The following is a 25239-nucleotide window of genomic DNA, read 5'->3' on the forward strand; positions in this document are numbered from 1 at the left end:
GCCTGCCGCCATGAGACGGGCCCCGTCGCTGCGTGTGGAGAATACCCCCTTGGCACGTCGTTATTCTCCGCCACCCAGCGAATGCACGTAGACTGCGAGCTCCTTGACCTTGACGTCGCCGAGGCGTGCGCCCCAGGCTGGCATGACACCGTGTTTGGGCGCCTTCACCTGCCGGGCGATTGCCTGCTCGCCGGAACCGTAGAGCCAGATCGCATCGGTCAGGTCGGGCGCACCGAGGTCGCGGTTGCCCTTGGCGTTGACGCCATGGCAGGCCGCGCAATTCTCGGCGAAAACCTTGGCGCCCGGCTCGATTTTCGCGGGATCGCTGATCGGCCCGGACAGGCTCGCCACATAGGCGCTGACATCGCCGATCTGGCCAACAGTGAGCATTTCCGCGAAGGCAGGCATCTCGGAGGTGCGGGTGTCCGGATCGTCGGCGAAGCGGATGCCGTGGGTGATGGTCTTGTATATCTGGTCGGCCGAACCGCCCCACAGCCATTCGTCGTCATTGAGGTTGGGGAAGCCCGGCGAGCCCTGGGCACCCGAACCGTGGCACTGCACGCAATTCACGCGGAAGGTCGCCGCACCGGCCGCGGTGGCGAAATCGCGCAGGCTGCCGTCGGCTTCGATCTCATCCACCGATTTCGCCTTGATCGCAGCGATGTATTTTTCCTGGGCGGCGCTGGCGGCGGCCAGTTCCTGCTTGACCTCGCCGCGGCTCGAATAGGCGAGCACGCCTTTGGTCGCGGATGTCAGGAGCGGCCAGGCCGGATAGGCGACGGTGTAGCCGATCGCCCAGATGACCGTGGCGTAGAATGTCCACAGCCACCAGCGTGGCATCGGGTTGTCGAGTTCACGGATGCCGTCCCATTCATGGCCGGTGGTCGAAACGCCGGAAACCTCGTCGATGTGTTTTTCGGTCATGGCTTGTCGTCCTCGAACGGAATCCTGGCTGCCGCATCGGCATGCTTCCTGCTGCCGGGGCGAAGGGTGAAGAGCACCACGCCGACAAAGAAGACGGTCATGCCGAGCAGGCCCCAGCTGTCGGCGAAGTGGCGCATGGCGGTGTAGGTTTCCATCTCGCGCCTCCGTCAGCGGTAACCGGCGGCTTCGTCATAGGTCGAGAAATCGACCAGCGTGCCGAGCATCTGCAGGTAGGCGACCAGCGCATCCATCTCCGTCACCTTCTGCGGATTGCCGTCGAAGTCGCCTGTCTTGGCTTTCGGATAGCGCTTCGAAAGATCGGAAGTGTCGGCATTCGGATTGGCCTGGACGACCAGATCGGCTTCCGCGTTGTCGATCATCTCCTGCGTGTAGGGGACCCCGACATCGACATTGGCGACGAGTTGCGTGGAGAAACCCTTCGGCGACAGCGGCGCGTCCTTCAGGAAGGCGTAGCGCGGCATGATCGATTCCGGCACCACCGAACGTGGATCGCTGAGATGCTGGACGTGCCATTCGTTGGAATAACGGTCGCCGACGCGGGCAAGGTCAGGCCCGGTACGCTTCGACCCCCACTGGAAGGGATGATCGTACATGGACTCCGCCGCCAGGCTGTAGTGGCCGTAACGCTCGACCTCGTCGCGGAAAGGCCGGATCATCTGGCTGTGGCAGAGATAGCAGCCTTCGCGGATGTAGATGTTGCGACCCGCCAGCTCTAGCGGCGAGTAGGGCCGCATGCCTTCCACCTTCTCGATGGTGTTCTCGAGATAAAACAGCGGCGCGATCTCGACGATGCCGCCTATGGTGACGACCAGGAACGAGCCGACGAGCAGCAGCGTCGCGTTGCGCTCGATGAGCGCGTGTTTGTCCATCAAAGCCATGTGAGAACTCCTATGCGGCCGGCTGCAGGGCGGGCGTCGTGCCGGTGGTCGGCACTTCCTCGCGCTGGCGACCGCGGATGGTCATGAAGATGTTCCAGGCCATGATCACCACGCCCGACAGGTAGAGCGCACCGCCGAAGGCGCGCATCACGTAGTAGGGGTGCATGGCGGCGACGGACTCGGCGAAGGAATAGACCAGGAAGCCCTGCTCGTCGTATTCGCGCCACATCAGGCCCTGCATGATGCCCGACACCCACATAGAGGCCGCGTAGATGACGATGCCGAGCGTCGCCAGCCAGAAGTGCCAGTTGACCATGCGCACCGAATAGAGGCGCTCGCGGTTCCACAAGCGCGGCACCATGAAATAGACCGCCCCGAACGAGATCAGGCCGTTCCAGCCGAGAGCGCCTGAATGCACATGGCCGATGGTCCAGTCGGTGTAGTGGGACAGCGAGTTGACGGCCTTGATCGACATCATCGGCCCTTCGAAGGTGGCCATGCCGTAGAACGCCACCGCCGTCACCATCATGCGCACGATCGGATCGGTGCGCAGCTTGTCCCAGGCGCCGGAGAGCGTCATCAGCCCGTTGATCATGCCGCCCCAGGAAGGCATCCACAGCATGATCGAGAACACCATGCCCAGCGTCTGCGCCCAGTCGGGCAGCGCGGTGTAATGCAGGTGATGCGGTCCGGCCCAGATGTACATGAAGATCAGGGACCAGAAGTGGATGATCGACAGCCGGTAGGAATAGACCGGCCGGTTCACCTGCTTGGGAATGAAATAATACATCATGCCGAGGAAGCCGGCGGTGAGGAAGAAGCCGACGGCGTTGTGGCCGTACCACCACTGCGTCAGCGCATCCTGCACGCCGGAAAACAGCGAATAGCTCTTCGACCCGACAAAGGATGCCGGCACCGCCAGGTTGTTGACCACGTGCAGCATCGCGATGGTGACGATGAAGGACAGATAGAACCAGTTGGCGACGTAGATGTGTGGTTCCTTGCGCTTCAAGATCGTGCCAAGGAAGACAGCGAGATAGGCAACCCAGACGACGGTGAGGAACAGGTCGATATACCATTCCGGCTCGGCGTATTCGCGGCTCTGGGTGATGCCGAGCAGATAACCGATGGCCGCCATGACGATGAAGAGCTGGTAGCCCCAGAACACGTACCAGGCGAGATTGCCGCCGAAGAGGCGCGCACGGCAGGTGCGCTGTACGACATAGAAGGAGGTCGCGATCAGCGCGTTGCCGCCGAAGGCGAAGATGACCGCCGAGGTGTGCAATGGCCGCATGCGGCCGAAATTGAACCAGGGCTCCAGGTTGAGATCCGGAAAGGCCAACTGCAGCGCGATGACGACGCCGACCAGCAGCCCGACCAGCGCCCAGAACACGGTCGCAATGGCACCGTAGCGGATGGGTCCGTCCATGTATGCGGACTGATCGACAGGCTGCTCCGGCTCGAAGCTGACATTGCGCAGGAGCACGATGGTGCCGATGGCCAGCACGGCGAACAGCACCCACATATGCGCTCGGAACGGAGCGTCGGCGGCGAAGCCGGCGCCGAGCAGCGCCAGGAATGTCGCCAGGCTCATCCAGGCAATTTCGGCTCCATATCTCATCGAGCGATCCCTCGGCTTTTCCAGCATCGAGACCACATCCCCATGCGGTCTTTCCTGCCCCCGTTTCGGACAAAGCGAGGGCGTCCGCCTTGATCCAGGTCAAAGCCCTGCAGAGCCTGACAGGTCAGTCTTGCGGTTGGAAAAGGCGGGGAGGATCGTTTGTGCGGCGTGAATGGCTTGTAAGAACCGTGACGGCTCGTCAGTCACTCAAACATCGGGCAGTGGTGCTTGAACGAACGCGTCCGAAACATCCGGCGCTGGTAATTCAGCGTGTGCACGACGACAAGCTCGCACTGTGCATGGCGCTGGAGAAAATTGCAGACGCTTTGCCCAACGATGTGTGCCGGGCTGAATGCCTGCACATTGCCAGCCTGCTGCTCCCACTGCTGCGCAAGGCGCATGCCTATGAGGAAGATGTGATTTTCCCTGCCTTCGCTGTCGCGGGAACAGAGGTGAATCCCAGCGTGACAATCCGGCGCCTGCGCGCCGAGCATGTCGAAGACGAAAGCTTCGCTGACGAAGTAACGGAAATTCTGCTGGCCGTGGGACACGGCGAACCCGTCGGCAATGCCGAAGCCCTGGGCTTCATGCTGCGGGGATTGTTCGAGACATTGAGGCGTCACATCGCCTTCGAGCGCGAGCACGTATTGCCAGCCATCGTTGGAAACTAACCTGCCAGCTTTCAGTGTCCGGCCCGGGCTTCCAGCCGTTCCCGCCTGGCGACGGTCACATGGCGGTTGTTCTCGATGCTGATGACGCCGTCGGCGCGCAGCTTGGTGAACTGCCGCGAGACCGTCTCGATGGTGAGCCCGAGGAAATCGGCGATGTCGGCGCGCGTCAGCGGCAGGTCGAACGTCACCTTTTCCTCGCCTTCGTCCAGTGTCGGGTCGATGTGGTTGGCGATCAGCAGCAGGAAGCTCGCGACCTTCTCCGAAGCGGTCTTGCGGCCAAGCGTCAGCATCCAGTCGCGCGCCTCGTCGAGCTCCTTCAGCGTCTGGCGCAGCAGCCGGTTTTCCAACTCAGGACTCTGCTTCATCATCCGCTCGATGGCGGCCTTCGGAAAACTGCACAGCGACACATTGGTCGCGGCCTCGGCATTGACGGCACTTTCAGTCTTGAACGGACGGCCGAGGAAATCCGGGGCGAATTGCAGGCCGACGATCTGCTGGCGGCCATCGGACAAGGTCTTGGTGAGTTTGACGACGCCGGCCAGCACGTTGGAGTAATGATCCACCGTCTCCATGTCGCCGACCAGTTCCGCACCCGGTTCGATGGTCTGCTTGGACGAAGCCCTGGCGAGCGTCACCAGTTGGTCGGAGTCGAGTGCGCCGCAGACACCGCGGTGGCGTGCCTCGCATGCCTGGCAGAGAACCGGAATCCCTGCGGTATGAACGTCCTGTCGCAGGTTCATGCCAATCGCGCCCCCGCGTTGCTTAACATCTTTCTTTTAGCTCTTCTTGCCCGATAAATCCCGCGTCAGTTTGTCTCCGATGTGAATTGACATGGATCAAGCAGGAGAATTGATGTCTGGCACATGATCAGCGCCAACAGAAATCGATGATTTCGAAGGCCGCCATGCAGGATATCTTTCTCGACCGTTATTCGACCCCGGTGCCTCGCTATACCAGCTACCCGACGGCACCGCATTTCCACCAGGGCGTCACGGCGCAGACCTATCGCGACTGGCTGACGGCACTGCCTGCCGGCAGCACGCTGTCTCTCTATGCCCACATTCCCTATTGCGACCGGCTGTGCTGGTTCTGCGCCTGCCACACGAAACAGACGCTCTCCTATGCGCCGGTCCGGCGCTATGTCGATGCCTTGCGGCGAGAGATCAGGACGGTCGGAGCCCTGCTCGACGGTCAATGCGAAGTCAGCGCACTGCACTTCGGCGGCGGCTCGCCGACGCTGCTCAGTCCACAGGACATGATCCTGGTCGACACGGCGCTGCGGAAGGCATTCCAGTTCCATCCCGACGTGGAAATCAGCGTCGAAATAGATCCCAGCGACATGGACGACGCACGTTTCGATGCCCTGGCTGCGATCGGCATGACCCGGGCCAGCCTCGGCGTGCAGGACTTCGACCAAACCGTGCAGCGGGCGATCAACCGCGAGCAGAGTTTCGAACAGACCCGCTGGGTGGTTGAAAGCGTCAGGGCGCGCGACGTCTCTTCGGTCAATCTCGATGTGCTTTACGGCCTGCCGAACCAGACGGTTACAACGGTCGCTCGCACTGCCGAACAGGTGCTGTCGTTGCGTCCCGACCGCATCGCGCTGTTCGGCTATGCGCATGTGCCATGGTTCAAGAAACACCAGAAACTGATCGATGAAGCCGCCCTGCCCGACGCCGCTGAACGCCTTGCCCAATCGCAGCTGGCGGCGGAGATGATAACCGGCGCCGGCTATGTGGCGATCGGACTGGACCATTTTGCGTGGCCGGACGATGGCATGGCACGAGCGCTGGAGGATGGCTCGCTCAAGCGCAATTTCCAAGGCTATACCGTGGATGGCGCCGATGCCCTGATCGGGCTGGGTGCTTCCTCGATCGGCCAGCTTCCGCAAGGCTATGTCCAGAACATGCCGGCGACCGGCGAGTACCAGAAGCTGGTCGAGAAAGGTGAGCTGGCGACGGTGCGCGGCATCGCCCTGACGCAGCAGGATCGCGCCCGCGGCTGGGTGATCGAGCGGCTGATGTGCGACTACGCCTTCTCGCGCGCCGACCTCCTGGCGTTGTTCGGCGAGGACGCAAAGCCCATCCTCCGCGACGCGCACATCCTCGCCAGTGATCCCGCGAGCGGGTTCGTCGCCTATGGCGGCGATTTCAGCATTGACGAGCAGGCCAAGCCTTTCGTGCGCTCGATCGCGGCGCATTTCGACAGCTACCTTGCGACCGGCACCGCCCGCCACTCGGCGGCAGTGTGACAACCTGATCCAGCGCGCTGGTCGGAAACCGGTTTCGAAAGCCGGCGACATCGTCTAGGGCCAGAGCATGGATTTTCAGGCACTGACCCAAACCGCCGTCGATTTTGTCCGGGCCAACCAGGGATGGGGTTTCCTCGTCGTCATGGCGCTGGCCTTCGGCGAATCCCTCGCCTTCATCTCATTGCTGGTGCCGGCCACCGTCATCCTGCTCGGCATCGGCTTCCTGGTCGGCGAGAGCGGGATCTCGTTCTGGCCACTGTGGGCGGCAGCGGCGATCGGCGCCTTCTTCGGCGACTGGCTCTCGTTCTGGATCGGGCAGAAACTGAAGCATGACGTGGTGCGCTACTGGCCATTGTCGCGCAACCCGGGCCTGCTCGAGCGTGGCCATCGCTTCTTCGAACGCTGGGGTACGCTTGGCGTGTTCATCGGCCGCTTCTCCGGACCGCTTCGCGCCGTAATGCCGCTTGTGGCCGGAATCTGCGAGATGTCGCCGGTCGCGTTCCAGTTCGCCAATGTAACATCGGCGATGCTCTGGGCAGCCGGCATCCTTGCACCCGGCGCATTCGGCCTCAAATGGCTGCAGGAATGGATTTGACGTTCCGTCATCACGCAAAGTTCATCGCGGCGTGACTTAATCCCGCCAGCCTGCCTGGCGACAGAGTCGGAACGGCCGCGATGATCTGCGACCGTGGGGACGTGGAGAGGGACCGTCATGGCGAACGCATGTTCGGAAGGCGTTGATATCGGCTTCGCGACGCTGGGCTACGCAAAGGTCGCGTTGCTCGGCGTGGTACAGGGCATCACCGAATTGCTGCCGATCTCATCGACGGCGCATATGCGCATCGTGCCGGCGCTGCTCGGCTGGCAGGATCCCGGCTCCGCCTTCTCCGCGGCCATGCAGCTCGCCGCACTGGCGGCTGTGGTCAGCTATTTCTGGCGCGACGTGACCGGCCTCGCCGGCGGCACGGTAACGGCGCTGCGTACCGGCAACTATGCCAGCCCGACCTGGCGCCTGGCCGTCGGCATCGTGCTGGCAACCATTCCCATCGTGATCGGCGGCCTGTTGCTGTCGCCGCTGCTCAACCGCTGCGACTCGCCGCTGCGCGGCATCGTGGTGATAGGTTGCTCGATGGTAATATTGGCCGTGCTGCTCGGTGTCGCCGAATATGTTGCCAGGCATCGCCGGACAGTCGAGGAGATGCGGCTGCGCGATGCGCTAGTCGTCGGGGTCGCCCAGGTGGGTGCACTGATCCCCGGCATCTCGCGATCCGGTTCGACGCTGACGGCGGCGCTGTTCCGCGATCTCAAGCGCGAGGAGGCCGCACGTTTCTCCTTCCTGATCGGCATTCCGGCGATCGCACTTGCAGGCCTGCACGAGATCTGGGTGCTGCACAAGGCGCACATCCCGACCGAGGCGTGGCATGTGCTGCTCTTCGGTCTCGTCATCGCCAGCCTTTCGGCCTTCGCGGCGATCTGGGGGCTGATGCGTTTCCTGGAGCGGTTCTCGACCTGGCCGTTCGTCTTCTACCGCGCTGCCATCGGCATCCTGCTGCTGATCGGCGCGGCCGTGGGCTGGCTGGCATGATCCAGGCAGTGTTGCCTATTGCGGGTTTTCCAGGCTGAACAGTTCGCTGTGCTCGTCATAGGCGAAGAGCTCGGCGTAGCGCGCCCAGGAAATCACCGTTTTCAGCGTTTCGTCCGCATAGTCCTCGGTCATGTAGTCTTCGAGCTCGTTGCGGAAGCGCGCCACGGGCGCGACGTGAGCGGGCCGCTCGTCGAGCACCCTGCGGATCAGGCCGATCAGCGGCACATAGGCCGAGATGTGCTCGGCGAACAGCCGCTTGCGTTCGTCCGTTTCCATATGGGCGAAACGCTTGCCGGCATCCGTCAGCTCGATGTCGCCTTCGCTGAGCTGGGCCAGGCGCAACAGCTGCAGCGTCTCGCCGAGATGGAAGATCTCGTCGGCCTCCATCTGCAAGGCACCCGCCAGTACCGGCAGGTCAGCGCGCCCGTCATAAGGCGCTGCCGCCAGCGCCTCGATCAGGCCGGCGAGCACATTGGTGGAGACATGGGTCAGCACCATGCCGATGCCGGCGCCCGGAATGCCTTCCTTCGAAGGCAGTCGCGGTTCGGCGCGCTGCGTCATGATCGCGTAGATCGAATCGACCAATTGCCGAAAGACCGGGTCGAGGCGGTTGCGCGGGTGCGGCAGATCGACCTTCAGTTCGCGGGCGACACGGCCGGGGTTCGAGGAAAACACGAGGATGCGGTCGCACATCAGCACCGCCTCCTCGATGTTGTGGGTGACGATCAGCACGGACTTGATCGGCAGGCGGCCTTCCACCCACAGATCGATCATGTCGGTGCGCAGCGTTTCGGCTGTCAGAACGTCGAGCGCCGAAAACGGCTCGTCCATCAACAGCAGGTCTGGATGCACCACCAGCGCGCGCGCGAAGCCGACACGCTGGCGCATGCCGCCGGACAGTTCCTTGGGAAAGGCGTTCTCGAAGCCGTCGAGGCCGATCAGGTCGATGGCTGCAAGCGCGCGCGAACGGCGCTCGGCGCGATCGATGCCCTGAGCCTCCAGGCCAAGTTCAACGTTCTGCAGAACGGTGAGCCAGGGAAACAGCGCAAAGGACTGGAACACCATGGCGACACCCGAGGGCGGGCCCTGGATTTCCGAGCCCCTGCACTCGGCCACACCGGACGATGGTGCGACGAGACCAGCAATGATGCGCAGCAGCGTCGACTTGCCCGAGCCTGAGCGGCCGAGCAGACCGACCAGTTCGCCCTCGCGAATGGTCAGGTCGACATTTTCCAGCACCGTCACGTCCTTGCCGCTGCCCTTCGGAAAGGATCGCGAGACCTGGCGGATATCGATGAGCGGCTTCCTGGCGACTTGATCGAGCATTGCAGGGCTCCTGGTGGAATGGTTCACGCAAGACGCAGCCGGCGCTCGCCAAAGGCATAGAGCGGGCGCCAGACCAGACGGTTGAAGAGCGTGACGAACAGGCACATGACGACGATACCGAGCACGACGCGCGGGAAATCGCCGGTGGACGTGGCCTTGGAAATGTAGGCGCCGAGGCCTCGCGCCGTGAGCTGCTCGTTGCCCCAGCTTGCCACCTCGGCAACGATCGAGGCATTCCACGAACCGCCCGACGCGGTGATCGCACCGGTGACGTAATATGGGAAAATCCCGGGCAGGATCACCTTGAACCACCAACGCCAGCCCGCGATGTGGAAGCTGCGCGCCGCTTCCTTGAGGTCGCTGGGGAAGGCCGAAGCGCCAGCGATGACATTGAACAGGATGTACCACTGCGTGCCCAGGATCATCAGCGGGCTAAGCCAGATGTTCGGATTGAGATCGTAGTGTGCGATCAGCACCACGAATACCGGAAAGGCGATGTTGGCCGGGAAAGCGGCCAGGAACTGCACCAGCGGCTGCACCTTCTCGGCAAGCTTCGGGCGCAGGCCGATCCAGACCCCCACCGGCACCCACAACAACGTCGCCAGCGCCATCAGCACGATGACACGCGCCAGCGTGATGAAGGCGTCGGCAAGCACGGTGGCGACGTCGAGCCAGCCGACATTGGTTTTGAGATAACCGATGCTGACATAGGCGCCATAGGCGGCGCCGAGCGCAATGAGGCCAATCCAGAGCCCGTCCGCCAGCCGTGAGCGCGCCGCGCCGCTTGCATGCTCGCCGGTCCCGAAAGCCGGCATAGCAGGCAGGCGCAAGGTCCACACCGTGCGCGCCAGCCAGGCGAGCGGCGTGACGAGGACACGCACGAGGCGCGAACGGCGGAGCAGGTCCAGCATCCAGGACTGCGGCGCGTCCGCCGAGGCCGTTGTCTCGAAGCGGAACTTGTCGGCCCAGGCGACCAGCGGGCGAAACAGCAACTGGTCATAGAGGATGATGACAACCAGCATGGTGATCACCGCATAGACAATCGCCGCGATGTTCTGCTGCTGGATGGCCAGCGCCACATAGGAGCCGACGCCCGGCAAGGTCACGGTGGTGTTGCCGACGGTGATCGCCTCCGACGCGACCACGAAGAACCAGCCGCCCGACATCGACATCATGGCGTTCCAGACCAGGCCCGGCATGGCGAAAGGCACGTCGAGGCGCCAGAAACGCTGCCAGCCGGTGAGATGGAAGCTGCGGGTGGCCTCCACCAGGTCGGCCGGGGCATTGCGCATCGACTGGTACATGGAAAAGGTCATGTTCCAGGCCTGGCTGGTGAAGATGGCGAACACCGATGCCAGCTCGGCGCCCAGCACCGAACCTGGGAACAGATTGAGGAAGAAGGTGACGGTGAAGGTGAGGAAGCCGAGGATCGGTACCGACTGCAGGATGTCCAGCATCGGCACCAGCACCATCTCGGCACGCCGGCTTTTCGCCGCGGCGGCGGCATAGATGAAGGTGAAGACCGTGGACAGCACGATCGCCAGCAGCATGCGCAGCGTGGTGCGCAGCGCGTAAACCGGCAGATTGGCAGGATCGAGCGAAAGCGGGCTCGCGTCGAGCGCCGACAGCGGCTCGGTGGTGACTTCCGCGCCATAGGCGATCAGCACGATGGCGCCGACCACCAGAAGCAGCGCCATGATGTCCCACGCGCTCGGCAGCACCGAGCGCCGGATGGCCAGCGGAACGTATTTCTGGACCGGCATGACGCACCCCCGTCAGGAAGGGGAAATGGATGATTGTGGACGAAGGCTCCGTCTCATCGACACAGCTTTCGCGCAAGTCCTATTTTCAGGCGTGTGTCGGCATTGTGACGGCGGATTCCGGCCGAGGCTGAAAAGCGAACACAAAACCGTGAACAGCTCAAAAAAGCGAAGCGCAAGCAGGCGGTTGGCGGGACTGTCAGCCCTTGACCGCCGAACTCACGATCGAGTCGACGAAGAAGCGCTGCAGGAAGACGAACAGGATCAGCGGCGGCAAGACGGCAAGTGTGGCGCCAGCCATGACCAGCCCGGTGTTCATGGCACCGCGATTGTAGCTCAGCAAACGGCTGAGACTGATGACGATCGGATAGCTGTCGGCGTTGCCCTGCAGCACGGTGAGCGGCCACAGATAGCTGTTCCAGTGATAGACGAAGGCAAACAGGGCCAGTGCCGCGATGGCCGGCGCGACGGTCGGCGCGACGATCTTGAACAGGATGAGCAGTTCCGAGGCACCATCCATGCGGGCGGCATCGATCAGGTCGTCCGGCACCCCAGCGATGAACTGGCGCATCAGGAAGATGCCGAACGCATTGGCGAGGTTCGGCACGATGATGCCGGCCAGGCTGGCATTGAGCCCAAGTGAGCCGACCATGCGATAGAGCGGGATGAGCGTGACGATCGGTGGCAGGAACATGGTCGCGAGCAGCGCTGAAAACAGCAGCGTGCGGCCAGGAAAACTGTATTTGGCGAAGGCGTAGCCGGCCATCATGGAGGTGACGAGGATGCCGGCCGTGGTGATGGTGGCAATGACAAGCGAATTCCACATCGAACGGCCGACATTGACCACACCCGCCACCTTCTCATAGGCATCGAGCGTCGGCGTGCGCGGAATCCACACCGGCGGCACCTGCATGGTTTCGGCCGTCGTCTTCAGGCTGGACAGCACCATCCACAGCAGCGGGAATGCGGAAGCAACCGCCACCAGCAGCATCAGCGTGGCGAGCAGCGCCTTGCGTCCGGCGGGGCGATTGCGCGGCAAGATACTCGACGATCCGGCCGGCGTGCTCATTCGTCGTCCTTCCGGTTCATGAATGCAAACAGCGCGCAGACCACGACAATGAGGGAAAGCATCAGCATCACCGCCATCGCCGAGCCCAGCCCGCCCTGGGCGCGCTCGATGCCGACACGGCGGATATGGTAGGTCAGCACATTGGTGGAACCGACCGGACCGCCCTGCGTGATCAGGGCCACCGGTTCGAATACCTGCACGGCGTTGATGATGGCGATGACGGCGCTGAACAGCAGGGTGCGGCGCAAGAGCGGCAGCGTGATGAAGCGGAACTGTTCACCGCGATTGGCGCCGTCGAGCGTCGCCGCTTCGTAGAGGCTGCCGGGAATCTGGGTCAGGCCGGCAATGGCAAGCACGGTGAAGTAGCCGACCTGCTGCCAGACATTCAACAGCACGATCGAGACAAGCGCCGAGCGCGGCGAAGACAGCCAGGGCTGCGGGCCGATGCCGACAAGACCGAGCATCTGGTTGAACGGGCCTTCGCTCGGCGAATAGAGCTTCGACCACACCAGCGCCACCGCGATCATCGGCACCATATAGGTCGAAAAGAGAACGGTCCTGAGCAGCGTGCCGCCACCAACATCACGCTGATGGACCAGCAGGCCGAACAGGACCGACAGCGGCAGGATGATGGCGACCGACAGGGCGGTATAGATCGCCGTGTTGACCAAAGCGCCCTTGAAATCGCGGCCGACGGATGTCGACCCGAAGATATCCTGGAAATTGGCCGTTCCGACAAAGCGGGCTTCCGAAAAAGGCGTCTGCGTCGACCAGTCGTTGAACGACAGCCAGACCGTCAAAAGCATCGGCAGCAGGATGAAAACACCGATCAGCGTCACGGCGGGCGAAAGCATGATGCCCGCCGAAGCGCGATAGCCATTGGTCATCGATAGCCTTCCGAAAGCCGGTATAAGTCAGAACAGGCTGCCACTACTTGGCAGCGCGTTCCAGAATGGAAATCGCGTCGGCCTGCGCCTTCGCCTGTGCCTCCTTGGCGGAAATCTGGCCAAACTGCAGCGCTTCCAGTGTCTGCTGCAGCGACTCCGAGAACTCCTGTCCGCCCGGGACGACGGGGAACGGTCTGGCGTCGGCGAGGACGCTGACATAGCCGGCGAGGAATTCCGTGCCGAGCTTGTCCTTGTGCGCCTCGATGTCGGAGCTGCGCGACGGCAGGATGCCCATCGACATCAGGATGTCGGACATGGCCGAGGCACCATTCTGGCCAGATTTCGCACCGTTCAGCCAGGCCAGGAAATCCCAGGCCGCCTTCTGCTCGGCCTCGCCGGCCTTGGCGTTGACCACGGTCATCCAGGAATAGGAAATCGAATGCGGCTTGTCGCCGCCAGGCCCGACAGGGATCGGCGCTGTGGCGATGTTGGCGAACTTGTCGCCCATGCCGGTCTTCAGCGCGCTTTCCCACCAGTTGGCCATGATGATCATGCCGGTCTTGCCCGATACGAAATTGTCGAGGAACGGGCCGGTGGTGTTGGCGTCGGCGGTGGCCATCGATGGATCGCTGGAACCGTCCTTGATCAGGCCCTCATAGAATTCGAACGTCTCGCCTGCCTGCTTGCTGTCCAGCACCGGCTTGCCGTCGGCGACGAGTTCGCCACCATTGGAGACCAGCAGCGAAGCGAAAGGATGAACCACACCCGCCGCCCAGGAATTGATCATGCCGAAACCCTGCTGGCCGGCATCCTTCTTCGTCAGTTTCTTCGCGGCCTCGCGGAATTCGTCCCAGGTCTTCGGTGCCGCTGCAATGCCTGCCTGCTTGAACAGGTCCTTGTTGTAGTTCAACGCATAGACGTCGATCTCATTCGGGATGCCGTAGAGCGCACCGTCGACCGAGGCGGCGCTGACGACGCCGGCCGGCCAGGCGCCCTTGACCTCGGCAGCCACCGCTTCCGGCGCCGGCGCAACCAGCTTGTCGCGCGCCAGTTCCGGCAGCCACAGGTCGTAGATGCCGCCGATGGTCGCGCCGTCGGAACCGCCGCTCTGCGAGCGTAGCGTGGTCAAAAGATCGCCGAACGGCACCGCACGCACCGTGACCGTCACATCAGGGTGGGTCTTGGAATATTCCTTCGCCGCATTCTCCAGCAGCGTAACGGTCTCTGGCGACCAATGGGTCAGGTAGGAGATGTTCACCGCCTCGGCCCAGGCCGAACCGGGCAGAAACGCCAGCCCCGTCGCCAAAACCAGTTTCGAAGTCCAGGCCAAAGACATTCACTCCCTCCCATTGTCCGTCAAGGCAGGCATGACGTTATGACAACTTAAAGCGACAGCGCAAGCGATAACTTGCCTTCAACTACCTCTCGGCAGCCCATCCGGCTCGCAAAATCGACCAGATTCCGCGCATTTCTCTAGCAAAATCAGTTTTCCTTGACCAAATCTTGCGAGCACTCCTCGCATAGTCCGAAAAATCCGATGTGGGTTGTCTTGCGATTTCGCTTATGTCGTTATAATGAATTTGAGCCTTCGAGGAAAACCGTGCAGGCCGGAAACGGCGGAGTGCGAGAGATCGCAAGACACATGCTTTCAATTCACCGTCACAGCTGGGCCGAAATGTTGGCACCAACGGCCGCGAGGCACCGCAAGCCATGACGCGCGTCCTGGCCATCGACCTTGGCGGCACCAATCTGCGCGCGGGCATGCATAGCGGCGACATTGCGGCTCTGCAGATGCTGACGCATGAGGCCGCACCTTCGACATTGGAAGATTTTCGGGCTCGTCTCGGCGCGCTTGTCGATGAGGCCGGCGAGATCACTGCAATCGGCCTTGCGATGCCAGGCCTCGTCGAAGGCACGGCCTGTCGCTGGATACCCAATCTCCCCTATCTCGACGGGCAGGACCTGCAGAAACTGTTCCCTGACCTCACGGTCGCGGTCGGCAATGACGCGCAGATCGCCATGCTGGCGGAGGCCGTCGAAGGTGGCGCCCGATCGCTGAGCGATGCGCTGCTGCTTGCCATCGGTACCGGCATCGGTTCGGCCGTTCTGGCCGGCGGGCGCATCGTCGCCGGGGCGCAAGGCGGTGCCTGCTCCTTCGGCTGGGCCTGCGCCGACACCAGCGATATCGGCGAAGACCGCAGCGGCTGGCTCGAACGTTCAGCTTCGGGCCGCGCGCTGGATATCGCAGCGCAGGAACTGAGCCTGGAAAACGGCGCCGCCCTGATCGCCGAGGCGCGTTCGGGCAATGGCGATGCGATGGCCGCACTTGGAACACCGATGCGAAGCCTCGGCACGGCCCTGGCCGGCGCGGTCGCCCTGCTCAACCCGCAGGCAGCCCTGATTTCCGGCGGCATCGCGGATGCGCTCGATGTGATGAAGCCGCCATTGCTCGCCGCACTGCAGCGCCATTTGCCGCCACACCTTCGCCAGATCAACATCAGGCCCGGCGCCTTCGGGTCGCGCGCCGGCCTTGTCGGTGCAGCGCTTGCAGGCGCCGCCGGAGCAGGATGGAGGCAGATACGATGACCGAAGCCAGCTTTCCGCAACCCGATCGCCGTCGCCCCGAACCGCTGTGGTTCCAGGTCGAGCAAGCGATCCGCGCCATCATCAAGAGCGGCGAGTGGGCAACGGGGGACCAGATCCCGGCCGAGGATCGGCTATGCGCGATGTTCGGGGTCAGTCGCATCACGCTGCGCCACGCCTTGCGCAACCTGGAAGAAACCGGGCTGCTGCGCCGCGAGCACGGGCGCGGCACCTTCGTGCGCTCGACCACGCTGGTCGCCGGCACGCGTGAACTGACCAGCTTCACCCAGGAGATGGGCAATATCGGCGTCGTCGCCGGATCGCGGCTGCTGGATTGCAGCCTGACCACGGCGGATGCGGCCGCGGCCGCGGCGCTTGAGATCGATGAAGGCGACCCGGTGGTGCGCATCAGGCGGCTCAGGCTCGGCAACAACGAGCCGATCGGTATCCAGACGGCGCAGCTTGCAGGTGCACGCGTGCCAGGCTTCCTCGATTCCGGGCTGCTACAGGGCTCGCTCTACGAAGCACTGGAGCGCCGCTACGGTATCGTGGCGATGGAAGCGCGTGAGAGTTACCGCGTCGGCACGGTGCCGGTCGCAGACGCCGATCTGCTCGGACTGGCCGCCGGCACGCCCGCCTTCATCGTGGAACGCGTGAGCATCGACGAGCGTGGTCCCTTCGAATTCACCGTCTCGGTCATGCGCGGCGACCGGTACGAGATCCGCTCGACGCTGCGCGCCGGCCGCGTTGCCCCCAACACCCGAAGCTGACACCAAGCAGGAGTATCCAAGTGTCCGATTTCTATATTCCCCGCCTCGCCGCCCTCATCGAGAAGGCGTCGAAGGAAAATGCCGAAGGCTTCGAGCAGGCGGCGAGCCGCTTTGCCGACTCCCTGCAGAATGGCGGGCTCATCCACCTCTACGGTTCCGGCCACTCCGTGCTGCCCTGCCAGGAAGTTTTTCCGCGCTACGGTTCCTATGTCGGCTTCAACCCGCTGACAGACCCGCGCGTGATGTGGAACAACGTACTTGGCGCCGGTGGCGTGCGCGAACTGCTCTGGCTGGAGCGCACGGAAAAATATGCCGAGAAATTCCTCGACCACCAGCCGCTCAACAAGGGCGACTCGATCATCATCTTCGGCCACAGCGGCCGCAACGCCTCGGGCATCGACACCGCGATCTATGCCAAGAAGCGCGGCATCTTCGTGGTGGCGATCACCTCGAAAAACAATCTCGACAAGCCAGCCACGCATTCCTCCGGCATGCGGCTCGCCGATGCAGCAGACCTGGTGATCGACACCTGCTCGCCGATCGAGGACGCCATCGTGCCGGTGGAGGGCTGGAGCCGCCCGGTTTCCGGCTCGTCGACGGTGCTGGCCATGATCATGGCGCATGAGCTGATCGCCCGCACGGCCGACCAGCTGTCGAAGCGCGGCGTCGAGCTGCCGGTCTTCGCCTCGCCGACGATCGCGGGCGTGACGCTGCACGACACCGACGTGATCTACGGCGTCTATCGCGAACGCATGCTGGAAGCGCAGAAGAAACATCTGCCGACTTTCCAGGCCACCATGCGCGGCGAGTGACCGGATAAAAAAGGCCGGCCTCGCCGGCCTTTTCCTTTTCGGGCTATTGCCGTTCAGGCAAACGGCGCCGGGTGATGGCGACGTGAAAGCCGGTCCCATGCAGCAGAGCCGCATCGTTGAAGTCGAAGGTCGGATTGTGCAGCGGCGCCGAGTTCTCGCCATTGCCGACGAAGACGAAACAACCCGGGACATGCTCGAGGAACCTGGCGAAGTCTTCCGAGCCGGTCATCGGCTCTTTTGCGGTTGCGATCGCCTCCGGCTTGAAAACCGTCGCCGCGGCGGCAAAAGCCTCCTCGACCAGCGCGGCATCATTCACCAACGGCACGAATTCGCGCGTGTAGATGATTTCTGCACCGACATTGTGGGCGAGTGCCGTGCCCTCGGCGATGATGCGCATCTGCCGCTCGATCTCGGCGCTGACCTCGGGACGGAAGCTGCGGGCATCGCCGAGAATCCGGGCAAGGCCGGGCAACGCATTGCGCGTGCCGTCGGTGATCAGCTCGGTCACCGAGACGACGCCGATATCGGTCGGGCTGAGGCGTCGCGACACGATCGTCTGCAGGTTGGTGACGAGCGCGCAGGCGGCGACCAGCACCTCATTGCCCCAATGCGGCCGGGCTGCATGGCCACCGACGCCCTTGAGCACGATCTCGAAATTGTCCTCGGCCGACATGAACGAGCCAACGCGTGTTTCGAAGTGACCGACCGGCAGCCCCGGCATGTTGTGCAGGCCGTAGATCTCCTCGAACGGAAAGCGCGACATCAGGCCGTCATCCAGCATGGCGAGCGCGCCTCTGCCCCACTCTTCCGCTGGCTGGAAGACGAAACGAACGGTGCCGTCGAAACCGCCCTCCTCCGCCAGTCGTCTGGCCGCGCCGAGCAGCATGGTGGTATGGCCGTCGTGGCCACAGGTATGCATGACGCCCTGGTTCTGCGACCGGTAGTCGGCGCTTCCCTGCTCGGTGATGCGCAGAGCGTCCATATCGGCGCGCAGCGCAATGGCACGGTTGCTCGAGCCGCGTCTCAGCGTGCCAACAACTCCAGTGCCACCAACGCCTTCGGTGACATCGTCGAGACCGAATTCGCGCAGCTTCGCGGCAACGAAGGCGGCGGTGCGCTTTTCCTCGAAGCCGAATTCCGGGTGTGCGTGCAGGTCTCGCCGCCACGCCGTCATCTCACGTTCCAGCAAAGCCGTTTCGATCATGCGGGCATTACCTCATTGGCGCCGACGACAGCCGGATCTGCACCGACCAGCAATTCGTAGAGGCCGGGATCGGTTGCGCCCTCGGTATTGACTAGAAGGATGCGGGAGGAGGCGTCGAGCTTCAGTGCCGCCTTCAACTCGGGCTCGGCCAGCGCCCGGGTCAGCCCGGCGAGGCCGACACAGCCGCTTTCGCCGGAGACGATCGCCGGGTCATGACCCGCGGGCAAGGCCAGGCGCCTCATAGCTGCAATGGCGTCGTCTTCCTCCACCGTCATGAAGGCGTCGGCGAGACGCGACAGCACGCGCCAGGCAACCAGGGAGGGCTCATAACATTCCAGCATCGCCATCACGGTCGGCTCGCCGTGCTCGATCCTGGTCACGCGACCGGTACGGGCGGTCTCCAGGATGCAGGCCGCGCGGGCCGGCTCGACCACCACGAAAGTCGGGCAGTCACTTGCAAGCGTCTCGGCGAAGTGCCCCGCCAGCGCCGCGGCGATGCCGCCAACGCCGGCCTGCACGAAGACATGGGTCGGCGGCCTGTCGAGCTGGCTCAAAGCCTCATGGGCTATGGCCGTATAGCCCTGCATCACAAGGCCGGGGATGCGTTCATAGCCAGGCCATGACGTATCCGACACGATCGACCAGCCTTCGCGCTCCGCGACACGCGCGGCCTCTGCCACGGTCTCATCATAGGTGCCGCGGACCCGGATCATCTCGGCGCCGAAGCGGGCGATCGCAGCGACCCGTTCGTCGCTGACACCGCCGTGCACGAAGATAACGGATCGTGCACCGACAAGCTGCGCACCCTGCGCGACGGAGCGGCCATGATTGCCGTCGGTGGCGCAGGCAAAGGTCATTTTGGCGGCAACGGCGCGCACGCTGGGCCGATCGAGATCGGCAAAGTCGACATCACATTCGAAATGGCGGGCGGCTTCTTCCAGCACAAGCCGGATCACCGCATAGGCGCCGCCGAGCGCCTTGAAACTGCCGAGACCGAGACGCTGTCCCTCGTCCTTCACATGGATCGATCCGACACCCAATACGTCCGCCAACCTGGGCAAGGCCACGAGCGGCGTGGCAGCAGCACTCCCCCTGAACTCCAGGAAGCGCCCCACCTCGTGCGCGCCGGCGGCGCCGAGAACCCCGGCATCGGCCGGAAGCAGGGGCTTATTATGGTCCGGATGGGGGTTGATCAGGAACATCTGCACCTCTTTCGCGTCATCAGCGAAGATGTATTGCATCGCAGGTGCAAATTGCGCTGTATTCCGCCAAGATCCGCGCAAGTTTGTTTCACGAGGCAGCATGGTGGCGAAACCGGCAATCGAACTCGACAGTTTCGACCTGGCGATCCTCGCCATCCTGCAGAAGGACAACACCACGCCGCAGCGGCTGGTCGGCGAAGCGGTCAACCTGTCGGCTCCCGCCGTACAGCGCCGTATCCGGCGTCTCGAAGAGGCTGGCGTAATCGCGGCCAATGTCGCCATCGTCGATCCCGCCAAGGTCGGACAGGCCATCACCATCTTCGTCGAGGTGGAGGTGGTCAGCGAGACCGCCGAACTGCTCGACGTCGCCAAGCGCGAGTTCTCCGCCGCGCCGGAAGTGCAGCAGTGCTACTATGTGACCGGCGAAGCGGATTTCATCCTGATCATCGTCGTGGGCACCATGGCCGACTACGAAGCGCTGACGCGGCGGCTGTTTTTCTCCAACAACAACGTCAAGAAATTCCGGACCTTTGTCGCAATGGACCGCGTCAAGGTCGGCCTCACGGTGCCGTTGACGGAGCCCGCAAGGGCGTAGACCGAGACCATTGCCCCTGCCGCGCAAAATTGCCTGGGTAAAAGATACGCAAAGTGAAGCTGCAAATTCTTGATAATCATACTCAACAATGTTAGGTCGCTCTCGCTCGTATGAGCCGAGACCTGAGTGGATCATCACCAAACCGCCGGATCGTCTCGGCTCCGTAAAGTGGAGACGAGACCTTGCAAGACGATATGCGCCTCAGCGTCGCGAACCAGACAGGCCGGAAGAGCACATTCGGCCAGGCCGCCCGCATTGTTGCCGTTGCCGGCCTGATCGCGATCAACGTCGCCCCGGCACTGGCTCAACAAACGGCGCCAGTCGAAAGCAGCGCACCAATTGCGGCACCTGCCGGCGAAGGCGTGGCGCCGGCAGCGCCAAACACGAATTCAGCGCAAGGCGCGACGCCGGCTCCCGCAGTCCAGCCCGCACCGGCAACTCAGCCCGCACCCGCGATGTCGGCACAACCGGCGCCAACCGAAATCGCCCCGGCGCCTGGCGCCCCGAATGCTGCAGAAGCACTATCGATCGCCAAGGCGACCCTGCCGCACAACCTGTCTCCCTGGGGCATGTTCATGAGCGCGGACTGGGTGGTGAAGGGCGTCATGATCGGCCTCGCCTTCGCCTCGCTGGTCACATGGACCGTTTGGCTGGCCAAATCGTTGGAGATCGCCGGTTCCAAGGCACGCCTTGCCAAGGCCTTGCGCGGCATCACAGGCGCGCGCCGGCTCGATGACGCGACGCAGGCGCTCGGCAAGGGTGCCGGCATCGGCGCCGTGCTGGTACGGGCGGCCGCCGAAGAACTGGAAATGTCGCGCCAGGACGATGGCGGCTACGATGCCGCCGGCGTGAAGGAACGCGTGGAATCGCGCCTGATGCGCATCCAGGCGCAGGCAGGTCGACGGCTCAGCCGCGGCACGGGCGTGCTGGCCACGATCGGCTCGACCGCTCCCTTCGTCGGCCTGTTCGGCACGGTGTGGGGCATCATGAACTCCTTCATCGGCATTTCGGAAGCGCAGACCACCAACCTTGCCGTCGTCGCGCCCGGCATCGCCGAAGCGCTGCTCGCCACCGCCGTCGGCCTGATCGCCGCCATTCCGGCCGTGGTCATCTACAACGTCTTCGCGCGCTCCATCACCGGATATCGCCAGGGGCTGGCGGACGCCGCCGCCGGAGTGCAACGCCTGGTCAGTCGCGACCTCGATCGTGTTTCTTCGGTTCACGCCACAGTGCGTTCGCATGCCGCCGCAACCGCCAGGCCCGCAAATGGCCATCAGGCACCCGCGGTAGCCGTCTAGGAGAAGCGCTATGGCCGGCGGCATCAAGCAGTCGTTCGACGACGACGATATGCAGGAGAACCACGAGATCAACGTGACGCCGTTCATCGACGTCATGCTGGTCCTGCTCATCATCTTCATGGTCGCCGCACCGCTGGCAACCGTCGACATCAATGTCGACCTGCCTGCTTCCACGGCAACGCCCGCACCCAAGCCTGAAGAGCCGCTCTATGTCACGCTGAAGGACGACCTCAGCCTGGCAATCGGCCAGCAGACGGTGGACCGAAACACCTTTCAGCAGCAACTGGACACGATCGCCAAGGGCGACAAGCAGAAGCGCATCTTCCTGCGTGCCGACCGTGTCGTCGCCTATGGCGATCTGATGGAGGTGATGAACCTGATGCGCGGCGCGGGCTACCTGAAGGTCGCGCTGGTCGGACTGGAAACGGTTCCGACGACAACGCCTGCCGCCGGAGCAGCGCAGTGACAGCCGCCGCGGCACAAGGCGGCCTGTTCGGCGGCTTCAGCCGCCGCGAACTGACGCTGTGGTCGAGCGCCGCTCTCATCGTTGCGTCGATTCATACTGGTGGCGGCTGGTATCTGTACAGTGGGGGATCGGAAAGCACACCGCCACCTGCGGCCCCGCCCGCCATCATGCTCGACCTGCCACCGATGGTCATCAATGCCGAGACACCGCCGATTGACAGCGCGGATATCGTCGACAACGAAGCTTCCTTGAAACCGCAAGAAATCACGGAAGAGATCAAACCTATCGAGGAAGAGGTCGAGAAGCCTGTCGAAGAGGTGACGGAACCGGAGCCGGAGATGGAGGCGCCGAAGCCTGAAGTCGCCGAGGACGTGGTTCCGGACCTCGTCGAAGCCCCTCTGCCCGAAGTCGCGATGGCTATTCCCGAACCACGTCCCGAGACTGAAAAGCCGAAACCGGTGGTGAAGCCGGTTGAGAAGAAGAAGCCGCTCGAAAAGAAGAAGCCAGAGCCGGTCAAGGAAACCAAGACCGAAAAGCCCGAGAAAGTCGAAAAGAAGAAGCCGGTCAATTCGCTCGCCCAACAGAAAGCCGCCCGGGACGGTACCAACATCCCGAAGGCAGGTGGAAGCAGCGGCACCACGGGCAGTTCAGTCACGCCATCGCAGTGGACCAGCAAAGTTGGCGCACATATCCTGCGCTACAGGCGTTCAGTAAGCTTGGGCCGGCGTGGGGGCGGCGATGCCACGGTACGGTTCACCTTCGATTCCAGTGGCACAATCCTGTCTGTCGCCCTTACCCGATCTTCGGGTGACAAGGCTCTCGACGATGCAGCCGTCACGATGATCCGACGGGCATCGCCGATTCCGACGCCACCACCTTCGGTTACAACCAGGTTCCTCGTTCTTCCAGTCGGCTCACGCTGACGGATTGGCATCTCCCCGAAAAATGAGACGGCGCGGATCCGGATCCGCGCCGATTTCGTTTTCAGACCTGTTCTAAACGGTAAAATCGGATCTCACTGCGACCTCAAGCTTTTTCGGTCTTCGGTCCGAGCAGGAAAGCCGTCACCGCGGCCAGCAACGTCGCGATGCCTGCATAGGCGAACGCGCTCGAAACACCGATGTGGTCGACCAGCAGGCCGCCGACGACAGCACCTGTCGCAATCGCCACCTGGAAGGCCGTGACCATGAGGCCGCCGGCGCTTTCAGCCTGATCGGGCGCTGCGCGCAGCATCCAGGTCTGCACCGAAACCGGTATGGCGCCGAAGGCGAAACCCCAGGCCGTGACGGCGATGGCCGAGGTCAGCGGCGAGGCGCCGAAGACAAGCAGGACCAGCGTCGAGATCGCGATCAGCAACGGCGACATGCCAGCGGCAAGCTTCAGGCTGCGCTCCACGATGAAGCCGCCGACGAGATTGCCGATGAAACCGCCAATGCCGAAGGCAAGCAGCACCAACGAGATGTTTTCGACACTCAGCAGCGGAACCTGCTCGAGGAAAGCGCGAACATAAGTGAAACCTGCAAAATGACCCGATGCGATGAACAGGATGAAGAGCAGGCCGACAGCGATGGCCGGGCGCCGGGCGACATCCGCCAGGATGCGCAGGCTGGCGACGCTGGACGGCGGCAGGCTCGGAAGCGTGGCGACCTGCGCCAGCAGCGTGACCGTCCCGACAATGGCGGCGATCAGGAAAGCCGTGCGCCAGCCCCAGATGTCACCGACATAGGCGCCGACCGGTGCGGCACAGACGGTAGCCACCGAAACGCCGCCGAGAATGATCGACATCGCCCGCGGCAGCAGTCGCACCGGTACCAGGCGCATGGTCATGGCGCCTGACATAGCCCAGAAGCCGCCAAGCGCGACACCAAGCACCACGCGCGCCGCCAAAAGCATGCCAAGCGAGGACGCGAAGGCCGCGATGAGGCTTGAGACGATGAGCAGGAAGGTCAGGACCCACATCAGGATCTTGCGGTCGAGGCGGCGGGTGATGATCGCCATGGTGGGCGCTGCGATGGCGCCGACGATCGCGGTGGCTGTCACCGCCTGGCCGGCAGCGCCTTCGCTGACGCCGAGGTCCTGCGCCATCGGCGTAAGCAGGCTGGCCGGGAGGAATTCAGCTGTCACGAGCCCGAAGACGCCAAGCGCCAGCGAGACGACGGCACCCCAGGCCGGCTCGGCGCGTTCCTCGGCGGAAGACAGTACGGGCGCGTCCAGCGCCGCTGTCGCGGGGTCGGTCATTGTCAGTCTCCGAATTGGTTGCAGTGCAACAGATGGAGGTGACCGCGTGGAGTTTCCATGTTAGAAACACCATTATGCTTGACCGTTCGTCCAAAAATTCACCACCACCATCGGTCTCTCCGACCGGAGATCCGCTGACCGACATCCTGCGTGGCCTGCGCCTCGACGGCGTGCAATACGGCCGCTGCGAGATGAAGGAGCCGTGGGGACTGGAGTTCCCGGCACAGGATGCCGCCCGCTTCTATTTCGTCGGCCAGAAGGCATGCTGGATGCGCTTGCCCAATGGCGACTGGTTCGAGATGAATGCCGGCGATGCAGTTCTGGTGCCGCGTGGCGCCCCGCATGCACTGGCCAGTTCACCCGACGTGCCGACCACGCAATTCAGGGGCTATGAAGTCACCGAAGTCTGCAAGAACGTCTACTGCATGAAGACGGAGACACAGACGGAAAATTGCGTGCCGGGCACGCTTCTGTTCTGCGGCACCATGTATTTCAACCTCGACAGCCTGCACCCGTTGCTCGGCATGATGCCGGATGTGATGCGCACGCATGGTCTTGAGGAGTATGAGCCAAGCATCCCGCATTTGCTGGAAGCGATGGCGCGCGAGATCAAGATGGAACGGGTTGGCTCCGCCGGCATCGTCGCCCGGCTGGCGGACGTACTTGCCGCCTCGATCATCCGCTCGTGGGTCGAGCGCGGCTGCGGCGACTCGAAGGGCTGGATCGCGGCGGTACGCGACCGCGAGCTCGGCAAGGTGCTGGCGGCAATCCATCTCGAACCGAACCGCGACTGGAGCGTCGAGACGCTGGCACGTAGCATGGGCGCTTCGCGCTCGGGCTTTGCGGAACGCTTCGCATCAACCGTCGGCGAGACGCCGGCCAGATACGTCACTCAGGTCCGCATGCACCAGGCCAGGCAATGGCTGACGCAGGACCGGCTGAAGATCGCGGTCGTCGCCAACCGGCTCGGCTATGAATCGGAAGCCGCCTTCAGCCGTGCCTTCAAGCGTGTGATCGTCGCGCCGCCGAGCCACTTCCGCGGCGAGGACCACATCGAGGTTCCGAATATCTGAACCAG

25 protein-coding genes are annotated in these 25239 nt (G+C 63.4%); 12 read left to right on the plus strand and 13 right to left on the minus strand.

The window, feature by feature from the left end:
* Positions 1–60: 60 nt before the first annotated feature.
* The 4 genes from ccoP to ccoN are packed head-to-tail and all read right to left on the minus strand — an operon-like array spanning position 61 to position 3444.
* Complete coding sequence (gene ccoP, locus ACFWYE_RS20120; protein ID WP_379113795.1) at positions 61–924, minus strand: cytochrome-c oxidase, cbb3-type subunit III; 864 nt, start codon at positions 922–924, stop codon at positions 61–63.
* Entirely contained in the window at positions 921–1079 is a 159-nt protein-coding gene (locus ACFWYE_RS20125; RefSeq protein WP_129410980.1) for a cbb3-type cytochrome c oxidase subunit 3, read from the minus strand. The genes ccoP and ACFWYE_RS20125 overlap by 4 nt, the downstream gene beginning before the upstream one ends.
* 12 nt (positions 1080–1091) lie before the next feature.
* Positions 1092–1823, minus strand: a complete 732-nt coding sequence (gene ccoO, locus ACFWYE_RS20130) for a cytochrome-c oxidase, cbb3-type subunit II (protein WP_379113797.1) — start codon at positions 1821–1823, stop codon at positions 1092–1094.
* 10 nt (positions 1824–1833) lie between these two features.
* Positions 1834–3444, minus strand: coding sequence for a cytochrome-c oxidase, cbb3-type subunit I (gene ccoN, locus ACFWYE_RS20135; RefSeq protein WP_379113799.1), 1611 nt, complete (start codon positions 3442–3444; stop codon positions 1834–1836).
* Between the two features lie 89 nt (positions 3445–3533).
* On the opposite strand from ccoN, the gene ACFWYE_RS20140 reads away from it, so the two are divergent.
* Positions 3534–4115: a hemerythrin domain-containing protein gene (locus tag ACFWYE_RS20140; RefSeq protein ID WP_379113801.1), complete on the plus strand. Its 582-nt coding sequence runs from the start codon at positions 3534–3536 to the stop codon at positions 4113–4115.
* 11 nt (positions 4116–4126) lie between these two features.
* On the opposite strand, the gene ACFWYE_RS20145 is transcribed toward ACFWYE_RS20140, so the two are convergent.
* Entirely contained in the window at positions 4127–4855 is a 729-nt protein-coding gene (locus tag ACFWYE_RS20145) for a Crp/Fnr family transcriptional regulator (protein ID WP_379113803.1), read from the minus strand.
* A 164-nt stretch (positions 4856–5019) separates the two neighbouring features.
* On the opposite strand from ACFWYE_RS20145, the gene hemN reads away from it, so the two are divergent.
* The 3 genes from hemN (at position 5020) to uppP (ending at position 7951) form a co-directional block, all read left to right on the plus strand.
* Positions 5020–6366: an oxygen-independent coproporphyrinogen III oxidase gene (hemN, locus tag ACFWYE_RS20150; RefSeq protein ID WP_379113949.1), complete on the plus strand. Its 1347-nt coding sequence runs from the start codon at positions 5020–5022 to the stop codon at positions 6364–6366.
* Positions 6367–6433: 67 nt separating this feature from the next.
* On the plus strand, positions 6434–6961 hold the full coding sequence (locus tag ACFWYE_RS20155) for a DedA family protein (RefSeq protein WP_379062320.1): 528 nt from the start codon (positions 6434–6436) through the stop codon (positions 6959–6961).
* Between the two features lie 117 nt (positions 6962–7078).
* Positions 7079–7951, plus strand: a complete 873-nt coding sequence (gene uppP, locus ACFWYE_RS20160) for an undecaprenyl-diphosphatase UppP (RefSeq protein WP_379113805.1) — start codon at positions 7079–7081, stop codon at positions 7949–7951.
* A 15-nt stretch (positions 7952–7966) separates the two neighbouring features.
* Here the strand turns inward: uppP and ACFWYE_RS20165 are convergent, their stop codons facing one another.
* The 5 genes from ACFWYE_RS20165 to ACFWYE_RS20185 form a co-directional block, all read right to left on the minus strand.
* A complete protein-coding gene (locus tag ACFWYE_RS20165) occupies positions 7967–9277 on the minus strand; it encodes an AAA-associated domain-containing protein (RefSeq protein WP_379062324.1) in 1311 nt (436 codons plus the stop codon).
* Between the two features lie 23 nt (positions 9278–9300).
* Complete coding sequence (locus ACFWYE_RS20170; RefSeq protein WP_379113807.1) at positions 9301–11040, minus strand: ABC transporter permease; 1740 nt, start codon at positions 11038–11040, stop codon at positions 9301–9303.
* Between the two features lie 196 nt (positions 11041–11236).
* Positions 11237–12106: a carbohydrate ABC transporter permease gene (locus tag ACFWYE_RS20175; protein ID WP_379113809.1), complete on the minus strand. Its 870-nt coding sequence runs from the start codon at positions 12104–12106 to the stop codon at positions 11237–11239.
* Positions 12103–12993 carry a carbohydrate ABC transporter permease gene (locus tag ACFWYE_RS20180; RefSeq protein ID WP_379113811.1) on the minus strand — a complete coding sequence of 297 codons (891 nt, stop codon included), beginning with the start codon at positions 12991–12993 and terminating at the stop codon, positions 12103–12105. The genes ACFWYE_RS20175 and ACFWYE_RS20180 overlap by 4 nt, the downstream gene beginning before the upstream one ends.
* Positions 12994–13036: 43 nt before the next feature.
* On the minus strand, positions 13037–14329 hold the full coding sequence (locus tag ACFWYE_RS20185) for an ABC transporter substrate-binding protein (protein ID WP_379113813.1): 1293 nt from the start codon (positions 14327–14329) through the stop codon (positions 13037–13039).
* 374 nt (positions 14330–14703) lie between these two features.
* Between ACFWYE_RS20185 and ACFWYE_RS20190 the strand changes: the two genes are divergently transcribed.
* From ACFWYE_RS20190 to ACFWYE_RS20200, 3 genes are read left to right on the plus strand one after another with little or no spacing between them, the layout of a single operon-like run.
* Positions 14704–15579, plus strand: a complete 876-nt coding sequence (locus ACFWYE_RS20190) for an ROK family protein (protein WP_379113814.1) — start codon at positions 14704–14706, stop codon at positions 15577–15579.
* A complete protein-coding gene (locus ACFWYE_RS20195; RefSeq protein ID WP_379062336.1) occupies positions 15576–16346 on the plus strand; it encodes a GntR family transcriptional regulator in 771 nt (256 codons plus the stop codon). Before ACFWYE_RS20190 ends, ACFWYE_RS20195 begins: the two co-directional genes overlap by 4 nt.
* A 20-nt stretch (positions 16347–16366) precedes the next feature.
* Complete coding sequence (locus tag ACFWYE_RS20200) at positions 16367–17158, plus strand: sugar isomerase domain-containing protein (RefSeq protein WP_379062338.1); 792 nt, start codon at positions 16367–16369, stop codon at positions 17156–17158.
* Between the two features lie 43 nt (positions 17159–17201).
* Here the strand turns inward: ACFWYE_RS20200 and ACFWYE_RS20205 are convergent, their stop codons facing one another.
* Both ACFWYE_RS20205 and ACFWYE_RS20210 read right to left on the minus strand, forming a co-directional pair.
* A complete protein-coding gene (locus ACFWYE_RS20205; RefSeq protein ID WP_379113816.1) occupies positions 17202–18362 on the minus strand; it encodes a M20 aminoacylase family protein in 1161 nt (386 codons plus the stop codon).
* Positions 18359–19564, minus strand: a complete 1206-nt coding sequence (locus tag ACFWYE_RS20210) for a diaminopropionate ammonia-lyase (protein WP_379113818.1) — start codon at positions 19562–19564, stop codon at positions 18359–18361. The genes ACFWYE_RS20205 and ACFWYE_RS20210 overlap by 4 nt, the downstream gene beginning before the upstream one ends.
* Positions 19565–19664: 100 nt before the next feature.
* Between ACFWYE_RS20210 and ACFWYE_RS20215 the strand changes: the two genes are divergently transcribed.
* From ACFWYE_RS20215 to ACFWYE_RS20230, 4 genes are all read left to right on the plus strand, one after another.
* The gene (locus tag ACFWYE_RS20215; protein WP_379113820.1) at positions 19665–20159 is read left to right on the plus strand and encodes an Lrp/AsnC family transcriptional regulator; all 495 of its coding nucleotides are present in this window, start codon (positions 19665–19667) and stop codon (positions 20157–20159) included.
* 194 nt (positions 20160–20353) lie between these two features.
* On the plus strand, positions 20354–21457 hold the full coding sequence (gene exbB / locus ACFWYE_RS20220) for a tonB-system energizer ExbB (RefSeq protein ID WP_379113951.1): 1104 nt from the start codon (positions 20354–20356) through the stop codon (positions 21455–21457).
* 10 nt (positions 21458–21467) lie between these two features.
* On the plus strand, positions 21468–21923 hold the full coding sequence (gene exbD, locus ACFWYE_RS20225; protein ID WP_379113822.1) for a TonB system transport protein ExbD: 456 nt from the start codon (positions 21468–21470) through the stop codon (positions 21921–21923).
* On the plus strand, positions 21920–22846 hold the full coding sequence (locus ACFWYE_RS20230; protein ID WP_379113824.1) for an energy transducer TonB: 927 nt from the start codon (positions 21920–21922) through the stop codon (positions 22844–22846). Before exbD ends, ACFWYE_RS20230 begins: the two co-directional genes overlap by 4 nt.
* Before the next feature lie 103 nt (positions 22847–22949).
* On the opposite strand, the gene ACFWYE_RS20235 is transcribed toward ACFWYE_RS20230, so the two are convergent.
* A complete protein-coding gene (locus tag ACFWYE_RS20235; RefSeq protein WP_379113826.1) occupies positions 22950–24161 on the minus strand; it encodes an MFS transporter in 1212 nt (403 codons plus the stop codon).
* 74 nt (positions 24162–24235) lie between these two features.
* On the opposite strand from ACFWYE_RS20235, the gene ACFWYE_RS20240 reads away from it, so the two are divergent.
* On the plus strand, positions 24236–25234 hold the full coding sequence (locus ACFWYE_RS20240; RefSeq protein WP_379113828.1) for an AraC family transcriptional regulator: 999 nt from the start codon (positions 24236–24238) through the stop codon (positions 25232–25234).
* The last annotated feature ends 5 nt before the right edge of the window (positions 25235–25239 follow it).

The sequence above is a fragment of the Mesorhizobium sp. NPDC059025 genome, assembly GCF_042739655.1.
GTDB lineage: Bacteria > Pseudomonadota > Alphaproteobacteria > Rhizobiales > Rhizobiaceae > Mesorhizobium.